This is a genomic window from Zobellia russellii (assembly GCF_044597075.1).
In the GTDB taxonomy this organism is placed as follows: domain Bacteria; phylum Bacteroidota; class Bacteroidia; order Flavobacteriales; family Flavobacteriaceae; genus Zobellia; species Zobellia russellii.
Genome location: NZ_CP139000.1, coordinates 3,642,561 through 3,656,971, shown reverse-complemented (window position 1 = coordinate 3,656,971; position 14,411 = coordinate 3,642,561). Strand labels below are relative to the sequence as shown.

Sequence of the window (14,411 nt, the reverse complement as noted above, 5' to 3'; positions counted from 1 at the left end):
ACATGTTGATCGAAGGTTTATACACCGTAGAAAATTTTAAACAAGAAGACCAAACGGTACAGGCTACGGTTAAACTGAACGCCTCACATGAGGTCTTTAAAGGCCATTTTCCAGGAAACCCCGTAATGCCGGGAGTTTGCATGATTCAGATTATCAAGGAGCTGACCGAACAGGCCACGGAAAAAAAATTATTTCTCTCTGTTGCGTCAAACATTAAGTTTATGGCGATTATCAATCCTGAAAAAAATCATATTATTGAGCTTACATTAACCATTGCCGAGGATGATGAAACGGTAAAAGTTAAAAACACCACTTCCTTTGAAGAAACATTGGCACTAAAGCTTAGTGCTACTTTTAATGTTCTAACCTAGACATCATGAATTTAAAGCTCGTTTTTCTGTTTATAGTATCCGCTTTATCTATGGCACGCCCAGTAGACTTGCCAAAAGTTAGAACGGCTTATATTGAGGCAGCGGATAGTGAAGCGGCCACAAAAACCCTCCATGAAGAACTAATGTCCGTCTCCAAGACAGATGACAAAACGCTCGTAGCTTATAAGGGAGCGGTCATCACTATGATGGCCAAGTACGCCAAAGGAATAAAAGAAAAGAAAAACTACTTTAAAGAAGGGGCGGAGCTTTTGGAATATGCTCTGGAGGCAAAGCCTAAAAATGTAGAAATACGGTGCATTCGTTTAAGCGTACAAGAGAATGTACCCAAGATTACGGGCTACACTAAAAACATTGAAGAAGACAAGCAATTTATATTGGATAATTTTAACTCCGTTTCCAATAAAAACAGCAAGGATTTCGTTAAAGGATATATCTCCAAATCCGAGATTTTTAGCGAATCGGAAAGACAATTGCTACAAGGTTCGTAATACGTATCTTTGTAGAAAATTCAGGTCCGGTCTGCTGAACCCTTTGAAAAAAATTGCTCGTGTCAACCCCTACCCCAACACTCCAAAATACTATGCAGCAACTTAATTGCTGCGTATTGGTACCCACATACAATAACGGTGGAACCTTAAGACGGGTGCTTGATGGTATTTTAGAACGCACCCACTCCATTATCATCGTTAATGACGGCGCAACGGACAACACAGCTGAAACTTTAAAAGACTACCCTACCCTTGAACAAATTCATTTACCGGAAAACAAAGGCAAAGGAAATGCGCTTCAAGTGGGTTTTAAAGCCGCAATTACCCAAGGATATGATTATGCAATAACCATAGATTCGGATGGCCAGCATTTTCCTGAAGACCTATCTATTTTCTTAGATGAACTGCAAAAAGAGGAAACACCCAATGTATTGTATATTGGTTCACGAAACATGCAGCAAGAAGACGTGCCGGGCAAAAGTAGTTTTGGTAATAAATTTTCCAATTTTTGGTTTTGGTTCGAAACTGGTACCAAACTTCAGGACACCCAATGCGGTTACCGCCTATACCCTTTAAAACAGTTGAAGGATTTAAAGTTTTACACCCCAAAATTTGAATTTGAAATTGAGGTTATCGTTCGGTTGGCATGGGATGGAACATTGGTTAAAAATGTTCCCGTGCGTATCCTGTACGATGAAACGGAAAGGGTGTCCCACTTTAGGACCGTACCAGATTTTACACGCATAAGCATCCTCAATACTTGGTTGGTAATTGTAGCCATTTTATACATCAAACCCCGGAACTTCCTTCGGAAAATAAAAAAAAAAGGATTTAAAAAATTCCTTTTAGAAGACCTGCTGCGTAGTGACGACCCTCCAAAGACCAAAGCGCTTTCCATTGCCTTGGGCGTATTTTTGGGCATTGCTCCGTTTTGGGGTTTTCAGACCATTCTCGTTTTTGCTTTGGCAGCGCTATTTGGCCTGAACAAAGCAATTACCTTTGCATTTTCTAACGTTAGTCTTCCTCCTTTAATACCTTTTATTATCTATTTTAGTGTAAAAATAGGCGTATTGATTACCGGCGAAGAGGTTTCTTTTTCAATAGAGAACATGACCGAAAACTTTGGAATGCTTCAAAATTTGAAAACCTATTTAATCGGCAGTTTTGCCCTGGCTATCCTATCCGCCCTATTTTTTGGAATTGTAGGTTACTTTACAATTCTATTCTTGGGAAAGAAAAAAATGGTGGTAGACAATGGGTAATTTCTTCTTTAAAGCATATAAGTTCATTGCCCGCAAAAGGCTCTTTTCTACTGCGGTACTCTTATTGGTCCTAATTGGGCTCTCCCTTATTGTATCCAAAATTCAATTTGAAGATGATATTACCTCTCTTATTCCCGCCAATGAAGAAGCCCAGCGGGTACAAAAAGTTTTAAAGTCCATAACATTTACGGACAAGATTATCATCAACATACAAAAAGAAGAAAAAGGTACCGTAGACGACCTTACCAAATATGCCAAGTCCATACTGGACAGTTTGGAAAAGAACCAAGCCAACTTTATAAAAGGTGTACAAGGCCGAGTAAATTCCGATGATGTTCCCAAAACACTGGATTTGGTCTACAATAACCTCCCACTCTTTTTAGAAACTGAAGACTACCCGAGCATTTCAAATAAAATTGAGCCCGATAGTATTGCCACAGTAACCGCCGAAAATTACCGTACCCTGATTTCACCATCCGGTATTGTAGCCAAAAAAACCATCATCAAAGATCCTTTGCGGCTATCTTTTATTGCCCTCAAAAGGCTCCAAGAACTAGGCGTTGGAGACGATTTTAAATTAAAGAACGGTTTTCTTCTGGATAAAGAGGAAAAAAACATCCTGCTTTTCCTTACCCCTGCTTTTGGTTCCAACGAGACGGATAAAAATCTACCTTTTTCAAATGCACTTTATGACTTACAAGAGCAGTTGAATAAGGCATACGCTACAAAAGTACACAGTGAATATTACGGTGCGGCCCTGGTTGCCGTGGCCAATGCCAAACAGATTCGTAGCGATATTCAATTTACGGTAAGCATTGCCATGACCTTGCTCATTATAATTTTAATGTTGTTCTACCGTAAGTTGGCATTACCCTTTATACTATTTTTACCTACGCTTATTGGCGCCCTATTATCCATTGCCTTTCTCTGTATACTACGTGAGAAAATTTCGGCCATATCCTTGGGTATAGGCTCGGTGCTACTGGGAGTCACTTTAGATTATGCGTTGCATATCCTTACCCACATCCGTAACGGGAATGGTGCGGAAAGCCTTTACAAAGAGGTGGCGCCTTCTATCCTTATGAGCAGCCTTACAACGGCTTCCGCATTTCTATGCCTTCTCTTCTTAGAGTCGCAAGCTTTGCAGGACCTTGGTATTTTTGCAGCGGTAAGTGTGCTTGGCGCTTCCGTTTTTGCCCTGTTGTTCATTCCCCAGGTTTACTCTGCCAGTAAAGCGGTAAGTTCAAGAAAGACCATTTTAGACCGTGTGGCGGCTTTCGATTTTCACCGATCCAAATGGGCCATTATTGTACTGGTATTATTTTCGGTCATTAGTATTTTCACTTATAACAAGGTTGTTTTTAACAAGGACATTGCCAAGCTAAACTATGAAACCGAAGTACTTAGCGAGGCTAGAAAACGATTGGAAATTTTAACTGACATCAGTTCAAAATCTATCTACATTTCTACTTACGGAAATGATACCCAAACGGTCTTAGCGCAAAACGACTCGCTTTACGACGTACTTAAAACCTTGGAAAAAAATAAGTCCATATTGAGTTTTAGTTCGGTTGGTGGACTCATTCGTTCCAAGAAAACACAGGAAGAAAAAATTAGGGTATGGAAACAATTTTGGAGTCCGGACAAAATTAATACTACTAAAGAAAATCTAATTGAGAATAGTGCCCAGTTTGGGTTCAAACCCACTACGTTCTCCAAATTCTATGATTTATTACATTCGGATTTTAAGCCGATGGAGGTAACCGATTTTGAACCCATAAAATCTTTTTCTCTAGACGATTACATTGTTCATGATGATAACGGCACCACCATTACCTCTTTAGTAAAGGTAGATGATGACCATATTGGTGCGCTGCGCAAACAGTTCGAAAATTTGCCCAATACACTTCTCATAGACCGCCAGCAAGTAAACGAGACATTTTTGGGCAACCTTAAAAACGATTTTAACAGCCTAATCGGGTACTCACTTATTGTAGTACTGCTTATCCTTTTGCTATTTTACCGCAGCCTATCGCTAACGGTAGTAACAAGTATCCCTATTTTTCTCACTTGGTTTTTAACCGTGGGTATAATGGGCCTTTTTCACATTGAATTCAATATTTTTAATATCATCATCTGTAGCTTTATTTTTGGGCTAGGGGTTGATTATAGCATATTTATCACTAACGGTTTACTCACGGAATATAGGACAGGTGAAACCGTATTGCATACCCATAAGACCTCTATTTTACTTTCGGTGATTACTACAATTGCAGGGGTGGGGGTTTTAATTTTTGCGAAACATCCTGTTCTCTATACAATTTCAACGGTATCATTAATAGGCATTCTATCTGCGGCATTCGTGGCCTTTACCGTGCAGCCCTTATTGTTTAGGTTATTTATTGGCAGTGCGGATAAACGCCCAATTTCGGTACGGTACTTTATACATTCAGTGTTATCGTTCGGATATTTTGGAACAGGCGGATTTTTATACTCCATATACGGATGGTTAAAACTTAAACTATCACCGGAAAGCCGTACGAAACAAAACCGGGGCTTTCATAGAGCAGTTTCTAAATTAATGGGTTCCGTACTGTACACCAACCCTCTTGTATCCAAGGAAATAAGAAATCCGCTTAACGAAACTTTTGAAAAACCCGTAATGATTATTGCCAACCATACCAGCTTTTTGGATATCCTGGCCATTGGCATGCTACATCCAAAGATTATATTCATGGTTAATGATTGGGTCTATAATTCTCCCGTTTTTGGTAGTGCGGCAAAACTGGCGGGAGCTTACCCCGTTTCCGGTGGCATAGAAAATGGCGAGGCTTTTTTAAAAGAAAAAGTGGCCCAAGGGTTTAGTATTATTGCTTTTCCGGAGGGCACTAGATCTTCCACCAATAAAATAAAGCGATTTCACAAAGGAGCTTTCTATTTGGCTCAACAATTTGAGTTGGACATTCTTCCGGTGCTCATTCACGGAAATTCCGAAGTATTGCCCAAGGGCAGTTTTATTATCCGAGATGGTAGCATAACCATTGAGCTGCTACCAAGAATCAAGGCACATGACACCCAATACGGAAAAAACTATAGTGAGCGCGCCAAGCAGATGGGTGCCTATTTTAGAAGCGAATTCCGAAGGCTTAGAAACGAAATTGAAAATGAAGATTACTGGAAGAAAACGCTGCTGGAAAATTACAGATATAAGGGTGACCAAATATATAAAGCGGTTGAACAAGATTTAGAAAACCATAAAGAGACTTACTACTCCCTTCTGAAAAAAATTGACTTAAAAAGTAGAATCGTACATCTGTCACAGGATTTTGGTCAGTTAGATATGCTCCTTGCCCTAGATTCCATAGACAGAAAAATAACGGTACACCTTAAGGATCAAGAAGCCACTTCTTTGCTCCAACATAATTTCTTAACCCGACACTACAGCAAAATTAATATTGCCCAAAGTCCGGAAGAAGCGCTTACCACAATTGCCGATGTGCTTATTCTGGACGTTCACTTAGAAATGGAGCAGCTTGCGGAACATCTAAACAACAATTTCAATACATTGATTCTATTAAAAAATGCGCGGGAAATTGAAGTGGAGCCACTAGAAACGTTAGGTTTCATTACTAGCGAACAAAATGATAACTTTAGGCTACTTAAAAAGACAAAGGGTCAATGAAAGAACATTATGACGTTGTGATAGTTGGTAGTGGCATGGGCGGTCTCGTTTCTGCTATTATTATGGCACGCGAGGGCAAAAGTGTCTGTGTTCTGGAAAAGAACAACCAATACGGAGGCAACCTACAGACCTTTGTTCGCGACAGGGCCATTTTTGATACGGGCGTTCATTATTTAGGAGGACTTGAAAAAGGCCAGAACCTTTACCGTTACTTTGAGTATCTTGATATTTTGGACGGCTTAACCCTTACAAGACTAGATGAAGACGGCTTTGACCTGATTACTTTTGATGGTGACGAAAAGGAATATCCGCATGCCCAGGGTTACAAAAATTTTGAAGACAAGCTCGTTAAGGAATTTCCGGAGGAAAAAGAAGCAATTAGTACCTATTGCAAAAAACTTCAGGAAACCTGCAGCCGTTTTCCCCTTTACAATCTAAGACTTGGCAAACCCTATCATGAGGACACTGAACTTTTTACCTTACCGGCCAAAAAATATATAGACTCGGTTACGGAGAACGAAAAGTTACGTGCCGTACTTGCCGGCTCAAATTTATTGTATGCAGGTGAGGAAGGAAAAACGCCGTTCTATGTGCATGCCCTATCCATTAATTCATACATTCAAAGTTCCTATAGATGTGCAGATGGCGGCAGCCAAATAACCAAATTGCTCATCAAGCGTTTAAAGGAAAGCGGAGGCGAAACCTATAAACATAGTGAGGTTAACCGGTTTAATGTTGAAAACAAGCAAATAGTATCGGTCACTACAAAAAACGGTGCTGTTATAAAAGGAGACCTTTTCATTTCTAATATAGAGCCTAAGCTTACCATTAAGATGGTAGGGCAAGAACATTTTAGAAAGTCGTACGCCAACCGCATCCAGAGTATAGATAGCACTATTTCGGCCTTTAGCATTCACATTGTACTAAAGCCCAAAACGTTTAAATACCTGAACCATAATTACTATCACTTTAAAAATTATGAGTCGGTCTGGAACTCGCATTGCTATACCCAAGAATCCTGGCCCGAAGCTTATATGGTCTCTATGGGCACCCGTAAGAACCAAGATGAGTGGGCGGATCAATTGACGGCCATAACCTATATGCGCTATGAAGAACTAGAGCCTTGGTCCGGAACTTTTAATACGGTGGCACAAAAAAATAGTAGGGGCGAAACGTACGAAGAATTCAAACAGACCAAAATAGATGCGTTTTTGAACGCTCTTGAGCAAAAATTTCCGAACATACGGGAAAGCATACAATCAATTCATACATCTACACCATTGTCCTACAGGGATTATATTGGTTGCAATGAGGGTTCTATGTACGGTTACGCCAAAGATTTCAACAATCCGCTAAAGACCTTTATCTCCCCAAAAACCAAAATAAAAAATCTATTTTTTACCGGACAGAGCATTAATATGCACGGTATTTTAGGCGTGACCATTAGTAGCGTAGTTACCTGTTCCGAAATTCTAGGCAGCGAATATTTGCTTGAAAAAATAACCAAAGGGCACACAAAGACCAACGAAAAAATAGATGCATAATGGGACAGTTTAAAACAACTCCGGTAGAACGCGTAGAAAACATCTCAAAAGCGGACTTCATTAAAAACTACTACAAGCCACAAAAGCCGGTTTTAATTACCGGGCTTACCAAAGATTGGCCTGCCTATACCAAATGGAAGTTAGATTATATTCAAGAGCGTGCCGGAGACCAAATTGTGCCCTTGTACAACAATGAACCTGCAAAGGACAAGGAAAGTGTTTATGCGCCCAAAAAGGAAATGAAATTGAGCGAGTACATTGAAATCCTAAAAACCGAACCCACCGATTTACGGATTTTCTTTTACAACATCCTAAAGGAAATGCCCGAATTGCTCAAAGACTTTGAATACCCGGATATAGGCCTAAAATTCTTTAAAAAATTACCGGCACTCTTCTTTGGTGGTGGCAAGTCTAAAGTATTTATGCATTATGATATTGATTTACCGGACAGTATGCATTTTCATTTTGATGGGGACAAAGTGGTAAACCTCTTCTCTCCCGAACAAACAAAATACCTGTACAAAGTGCCTTTTTCCATTCATAATATTGAAGATATAGACATGGACCATCCGGATTTTGAGAAATACCCGGCCTTACAGTATGCCCAATGTATTCGTGCCGAAATGAAACACGGAGATGCCCTCTATATGCCCAGTGGCTATTGGCATAGCATACGCTATTTAAACGGTGGTTTTTCTATGACGCTACGTGCCTTACCTAGGCACCCCGGACGTTTTGCCAACATGCTCTACAATGTTATGATTATGCGCCACATAGATAATTTAACCCGCAAGTACCGCGGACAAAAATGGTTGGATTATAAAGACCGATGGGCAAAAAAACGGACAGAAAAGAACTTGAAAACCATAAAAAACAGTTGAGGCGGCGTACTTTTACCTCTTAAGTGTTCCTATTAGCTTTTACCGATTGATGTAATGCCGAAAAAAATAGCACCAAAAATATACGTTCTTCTGGTCCTGGGCCTTCTTTTGGGGTCCTGCGGTGTTTCTAAATCACTAAAAGACTTGCCCAACATAAGCCAATACGAAGCAAATGTAACGGAACGGCAGCAACTTACAGATTCAACATATCTACTGGGTACTAATTTTTTGACCAAGAACCAACAGGGGCTTTATGAACTTTATGTCTCCGGAAATCCTTATGAACTGGGGCTTAAAACAGGAAATCTTACCCAAGAGCTTTTTCAGGAACAGGAACGTGTGTTCATTGAAAAAATAGACGACCTCGTACCCAAAAAAGGAAAACAGAAACTGCTCCGGAAATTCTTGGCTTGGTTCAACCGAAAAATGTACAAGCATGTAGATGAGCAGTACAAGGCAGAAATTTATGGCATTTCTCAATATGCCTCCAAAGACTATGACCGTATAGCGGCACCATACCCACGCGTCATGTACTTTCATGGAGCGCATGACATTGGCCATGCCCTGCAAGACCTTGCATTGGTAGGTTGTTCCTCCTTTGCTGCTTGGGGAGACCATACTGCGGACGGCAAACTTTTAATAGGCAGGAACTTTGATTTTTATGCGGGAGATGATTTTGCCAAGAACAAAATCATTGCTTTTCTAGCCCCGGATGAAGGCCACAAATTCATGTCCGTTACCTGGGCAGGTATGGTGGGCGTAGTCTCTGGCATGAACGACCAAGGACTAACGGTAACCATCAATGCCGGAAAATCTAAATTCCCCCTAGTGGCCAAGACTCCCATTTCATTGGTAACACGGGAAATTCTACAATATGCCTCAACTATTGAGGAAGCGATAGCCATTGCACGAAAGCGCGAAGTCTTTGTTTCCGAATCTATTTTTGTGGGAAGTGCCAAAGATAAAAAAGCCGCTCTTATTGAGGTTTCGCCGCATAACTTTGGAGTTTACGAAGTAGAAAACGGGAACCAACTGGTTTGCTCCAATCACTTTCAAAGTGAGGCATACGCCGATGATAAAAAGAACCGTAAACACATATTTGAAAGCCATTCCCAATACCGTTATGAGCGAATGGAAGAACTTTTGGACGAAGCTCCCAAAGTTACCCCGGAGCTCGCGGTAGACATCCTAAGGAACAAAAACGGACTGGATAACAAACGAATCGGGTACGGGAATGAAAAGGCGCTCAACCAAATGTTGGCGCACCACGGTATTGTTTTTCAACCGGAAGACCTTATGGTCTGGGTTTCCAGCAATCCGTATCAATTGGGAGAATTTGTGGCTTATGACCTAAACGAGGTCTTTAAAAATGCCGACCAAAACCCTGGGGCCAAACCTATTTCTTTATCGGATAAAAATATAGCTCCGGACCCTTTTCTGCGTACTTTGGCCTATAGGCATTATGAACGTTATAGAGATTTAAACCGAGAGATAACCGCTGCTATTGCTTCCGAAGAGAAAATTGAACCTGCAGTCCTGTCCGAATTTGTAGCCATAAATCCCGACTTTTGGGAGGTACATTTTCTTGTGGGGCAGTACCACTATGAAGAAAAGAACTATCAAGAAGCGCTCAAAGCTTTTGAGACGGCACGCTCCAAAGAAATAACCACAGTACCCGATACGGAAGTCCTCAACAAGTACATTAAAAAAACCAAAAGGAAGCTCAAATAATGATTCCAGAAATAGAAAAAGCATCCATCCCGGAAATCAAGGCGTTTCAAGAAGAAAAGCTAAAAGAACTCGTAGGTTACGTAAGCGAGAAATCGCCTTACTACAGACGTCTTTTTCGTCAATATAAAATACATCCAACGGACATTAATACACTTGAGGACTTGGCCAAACTGCCCGTAACCACCAAGGAGCAGTTACAGCAACATAACAATGATTTTCTTTGCGTGCCCAAATCGCAGATTATAGATTTTGTGACCACATCGGGCACTTTGGGCGACCCTGTAATTTTAGGCCAGACCGATAAGGATTTAGACCGCTTGGCGCATAACGAAGCTATTTCTTTGGCCTGTTCGGGAGTAGGTGAAGATGATATTATACAAATGACCACTACTATGGACCGCCGCTTTATGGCCGGTCTTGCCTATTTTCTAGGAGTGAGAAAATTGGGAGCAGGTATTATTCGTGTGGGTGCGGGTATTCCGGAATTGCAATGGGACACCATCCTGAAATTCCAACCAACCTATCTGATTGTGGTGCCTTCGTTTTTGTTGAAATTGATTCAATATGCCGAAAATCATGGAATAGACATTAACGCTTCTGGTGTAAAAGGTGCCATTTGCATTGGTGAATCTTTGCGAAACCAAGATTTTTCATTGAACGTCCTTGCCCAAAAAATTAAGGAAAAATGGAATATTGAACTGTATTCCACCTACGCTTCCACTGAAATGAGCACCGCCTTTGCCGAATGTTCGGAACAGCAAGGAGGGCATCACCATCCCGAGCTTATCATTTCGGAAATTTTAGATGAGAACGACCAGCCCGTTGCCCATGGGGAAGAAGGAGAGCTCACCATTACCACTTTGGGCGTAGAAGCCATGCCTTTACTTCGTTTTAAGACCGGAGATATTGTGGTTGCGCATACCTCACCCTGTGCTTGTGGTAGGAACACTATGCGTTTAGGACCTGTGGTAGGCCGGAAAAAACAAATGATAAAGTACAAGGGCACCACCCTCTACCCGCCCGCAATGGACAATCTTTTGAACGATTTTGAGGAAGTGGACGGTTACGTGTTCGAGATATATCATAACGATATTGGTACGGATGAAATCCTGATAAAGATAGCTTCCTCCTCGGCAGACCCTAAATTGATGCAGGCCATTAAGGACCATTTTAGGTCCAAGTTGCGGGTTTCCCCAAATATTGAAATCTGTCCTAACGAGGAAATCCAGAAACTACGCATGTCCAAACTGGGTAGGAAACCTATTAGCGTGATTGATAAGAGGCAGTAGCACCTGGCTTCGTCTGCGCTCAACCATACGGTGCAGGCTGTACTCAGCTATACAGTGCTGCTGACATTGCAAATGTCATCCTACTCTGGTTTATACTTTGAATGCGAGTAATTCCGGCATTCAGAAAGAATTTGAAGCGTTTTGAACTTACCGTTCATTAATGCTATTTTCTTAGCACGAGACCAGCCTTTTAACTGTTTCTCAAATTGTAACGCCTGATATGCTTTTGTGAATTGTAAGTGATATAGCAACCTCACCGGTCGTCTTTTATTCGTATAGGCATTCTCGTAAAATCCCGTTTGGTGTTCTTCTAACCTTCTCTCAACGTTATTGGTGAAACCTACATAGAAACTTTTATCGGCACATTCTAAGATGTAAACATAGTATGGTCCCATAAAAATTTTTTTTTGCATGTTCATGTAAAATACATGGCTGAGCACAGCCGAAGTCAGCATTTTACTTCCCGATCAGGTACAAGCCCATTTGAATTTTCCAGTAGGGCATTTTCTCCTCAAAATATTCAAAGAACACTTTTAGGCCTTCGGGCTGATCAAGTTTGGACTGTGCTTTTTTAATGCTTGTGATTTCGTCTTTGGAAATAAACCGACTCAAATCTACATCTGCGCCTTCGGCATGTGCTTTTTGTAGGTGATTGTAAACGCTACCTTCCTGTATACCGCGTTGCATTGCTATTTCTTCCACCGAAAAACCATCTTTCAACATTTGAAACGAAAGCTGATGACTGGGATTCTTTTTCTTCTTCTTTACCGGTTGATTGAACGCCTTTATTTCCTTTAAAAATGGAGCGGCGTACTTTTCCAATTTGGCCTGACCTACACCTGAAACTTCCATAAATTCCGTTTCGTTCTTGGGCAGCCTCTGTTCCATATCCTTTAAACTGGCATCGCTAAAAACTACGTAAGCCGGAACATTTTGCTCAGTTGCAATTTGTTGGCGCAACACCCGTAGCCGCTCGAACAATCCGGTTGCGGCCGTTTTGCTCTTGCCGGTTTTCTTGGCTTGCGATTTTTCTTTTTTCTCCAGAATAGCCAGCTGAATTTGCTTGCCATCGTATAGTACCTCTTTGGCGAGGGGCGTAAGCGAAAGACGACCACCTTCCCTAAAATTAATGGAAAGCACCCCTTGGTTCAGCAATTGAATGATATACTGCTGTAAATCCTGCCAAGACACGTCCTTGACGGCGCCATAGGTTTTGATATGCTGATACCCTTTTTCCACCACTTGGGCGTTCTGTGCGCCGCGAAGTACATCAACCAACATGCCCATGGCTTCCTTTTCCTTTAAACGCGCCACTCCGGAACAGATTTTTTGGGTGAGGACGGTAGCATCAAAATATTGGGGCGGACGGTTACAGATGTCGCAATTGCCACAATTCTGGGTCATGTGCTCCCCAAAATAATTGAGCAGGGCAATCCGGCGGCAGCTTAATGCTTCGGCAAATTGCTGCATTCGCTCCAACTTGGCGTATTCCACATCTGCATTTTCGCTATTGGCGATAAACCTGCGAAGCTGGGCCACATCGGCAAAACTATAAAAAAGTAAAGCGTGGGCAGGTAGGCTATCCCTACCACCACGGCCAATCTCCTGATAATAGCCCTCCACGTTCTTGGGCAGGTTGTAATGAATTACCCAACGCACATTACTTTTATCTATACCCATACCAAAAGCGATCGTTGCCACAATAATGGGTACGCGATCGGTAATAAAATCTTCTTGTACCTTGCTCCGCTCTTCTGCGGGAAGTCCCGCATGGTAGGATTTGGCATTGAAACCGGATGCCAATAGCTTATCTGCAATGGTCTGCGTACTTTTTCGGCTAAGACAATAGATGATTCCGCTTTCATTGGGCCGTTCTGCCAAAAACTCCAAAATCTGACCGATGCGGTCTTGCGCCGGACGTACTTCCAATGAAATATTAGGACGATTGAAAGAGGCCAAATGCCGCAACGCATGTGGAATACGCAACTGATCCAGGATATCGTCCTGAGTGGTTTTATCCGCAGTGGCCGTTAACGCAATTATAGGAACCTCCGGAAACCGCTGTTTTAAACCGCCCAATTGGGTATAGGCAGGCCTAAAATCATGTCCCCAGGAAGAAATACAATGCGCTTCGTCTATGGCAAAGAGACTAATGGTTATTTCCGTAAGAATGTGTTGCAAGAGCCCCAAACTCTCCGGTGCCACGTATAATAATTTGAGCTCGCCCTTATACAATTGGGTTTCTACCGCTTCCCTTTTTTCCGCTTCCAGAGAACTATTAAAATAGGCCGCCGAAATACCATTTCCCGTTAAGGCATCTACCTGGTCTTTCATCAGGGCGATCAACGGGGAAATAACAATAGCGGTACCGTTCATGGCCAAGGCCGGAAGTTGAAAGCAAAGCGATTTTCCGCCACCCGTTGGCATAATGGCCAAAACATCTTTTTGTGCGAGCACATCACTGATGATGTTCCATTGGTTGGGCCGAAACGAATCGTAACCAAAATTTGTTTTTAAAAGAGGAAGTAGTTCTTGTTCTGTAGTAAGCGCCATGAATAGTATTGAAATTCTTGCCCGCAAAGGGCCGTTGCCATAAACCGAGGCAAAACCAAAGTGCGCTATTACACATTTTGGCCCTGCCCGGTTTGCAAAGAACGGTATATTCTATTTACCCAACATTAAAAGTTCGTTACAACGTACCTCTGTAATGTATCGTTTTTCACCCTCTTTGGTTTCATAGGAGCGGTGGGTAAGCTTGCCCTCTACCGCAACCTGTTTTCCCTTGGTGAGATAATTTTCTACAATTTCTGCGGTCTTGCCCCAGGCCACTACATTGTGCCACTGGGTATCGTCTACCCGCTCTCCTTGTGCGTTTTTATAACTCTCTGTAGTAGCTATGGAAAATTTGGCCAGTTTATTACCATTATCCATGTTTACGATTTCCGGGTCCTGACCTAAGTTTCCTATCAACTGTACTTTGTTTTTTAAGGCGTTCATTTTACTAATTTTTACGTTAAACAGTTCATACTATTGAACCACGATGATTCAACACTGCAAACATAGAACGGGGAGCAAATTGTATTCGGTTACAAAACAATTGTTTTCGTTTGTAAACGTTTAAAAACGAATAAATGTACTGTAA

General features: G+C 41.7%; 11 protein-coding genes. 8 read left to right on the top strand and 3 right to left on the bottom strand.

What is annotated here, in order from left to right:
- Nucleotides 1-2 precede the first annotated feature (2 nt).
- From SJY45_RS14920 to SJY45_RS14885, 8 genes are all read left to right on the top strand, one after another.
- Nucleotides 3-371, top strand: a complete 369-nt coding sequence (locus SJY45_RS14920; RefSeq protein ID WP_400071726.1) for a 3-hydroxyacyl-ACP dehydratase — start codon at nucleotides 3-5, stop codon at nucleotides 369-371.
- 5 nt (nucleotides 372-376) lie between these two features.
- The gene (locus tag SJY45_RS14915) at nucleotides 377-880 is read left to right on the top strand and encodes a ubiquitin-like protein Pup (protein WP_215913164.1); all 504 of its coding nucleotides are present in this window, start codon (nucleotides 377-379) and stop codon (nucleotides 878-880) included.
- Nucleotides 881-972: 92 nt separating this feature from the next.
- Nucleotides 973-2,142 (top strand): DUF2062 domain-containing protein, encoded by a 1,170-nt coding sequence (locus SJY45_RS14910; RefSeq protein ID WP_400071724.1) that lies wholly within the window; start codon nucleotides 973-975, stop codon nucleotides 2,140-2,142.
- A complete protein-coding gene (locus SJY45_RS14905) occupies nucleotides 2,135-5,824 on the top strand; it encodes a 1-acyl-sn-glycerol-3-phosphate acyltransferase (protein WP_400071722.1) in 3,690 nt (1,229 codons plus the stop codon). Before SJY45_RS14910 ends, SJY45_RS14905 begins: the two co-directional genes overlap by 8 nt.
- On the top strand, nucleotides 5,821-7,368 hold the full coding sequence (locus tag SJY45_RS14900; RefSeq protein WP_400071720.1) for a phytoene desaturase family protein: 1,548 nt from the start codon (nucleotides 5,821-5,823) through the stop codon (nucleotides 7,366-7,368). The genes SJY45_RS14905 and SJY45_RS14900 overlap by 4 nt, the downstream gene beginning before the upstream one ends.
- On the top strand, nucleotides 7,368-8,249 hold the full coding sequence (locus SJY45_RS14895) for a cupin-like domain-containing protein (RefSeq protein WP_400071718.1): 882 nt from the start codon (nucleotides 7,368-7,370) through the stop codon (nucleotides 8,247-8,249). The genes SJY45_RS14900 and SJY45_RS14895 overlap by 1 nt, the downstream gene beginning before the upstream one ends.
- 54 nt (nucleotides 8,250-8,303) lie before the next feature.
- Nucleotides 8,304-9,980 carry a C45 family autoproteolytic acyltransferase/hydolase gene (locus SJY45_RS14890; RefSeq protein WP_400071716.1) on the top strand — a complete coding sequence of 559 codons (1,677 nt, stop codon included), beginning with the start codon at nucleotides 8,304-8,306 and terminating at the stop codon, nucleotides 9,978-9,980.
- Complete coding sequence (locus SJY45_RS14885; RefSeq protein ID WP_289038352.1) at nucleotides 9,980-11,269, top strand: phenylacetate--CoA ligase family protein; 1,290 nt, start codon at nucleotides 9,980-9,982, stop codon at nucleotides 11,267-11,269. The genes SJY45_RS14890 and SJY45_RS14885 overlap by 1 nt, the downstream gene beginning before the upstream one ends.
- An 80-nt stretch (nucleotides 11,270-11,349) precedes the next feature.
- Here SJY45_RS14885 and SJY45_RS14880 read toward each other — a convergent pair whose 3' ends face one another.
- From SJY45_RS14880 to SJY45_RS14870, 3 genes are all read right to left on the bottom strand, one after another.
- Complete coding sequence (locus SJY45_RS14880) at nucleotides 11,350-11,664, bottom strand: GIY-YIG nuclease family protein (protein ID WP_289038350.1); 315 nt, start codon at nucleotides 11,662-11,664, stop codon at nucleotides 11,350-11,352.
- Between the two features lie 61 nt (nucleotides 11,665-11,725).
- Nucleotides 11,726-13,822: a DNA helicase RecQ gene (gene recQ, locus SJY45_RS14875; RefSeq protein ID WP_400071714.1), complete on the bottom strand. Its 2,097-nt coding sequence runs from the start codon at nucleotides 13,820-13,822 to the stop codon at nucleotides 11,726-11,728.
- A 111-nt stretch (nucleotides 13,823-13,933) separates the two neighbouring features.
- The gene (locus SJY45_RS14870; RefSeq protein WP_038237398.1) at nucleotides 13,934-14,266 is read right to left on the bottom strand and encodes a single-stranded DNA-binding protein; all 333 of its coding nucleotides are present in this window, start codon (nucleotides 14,264-14,266) and stop codon (nucleotides 13,934-13,936) included.
- Nucleotides 14,267-14,411: the final 145 nt, after the last annotated feature.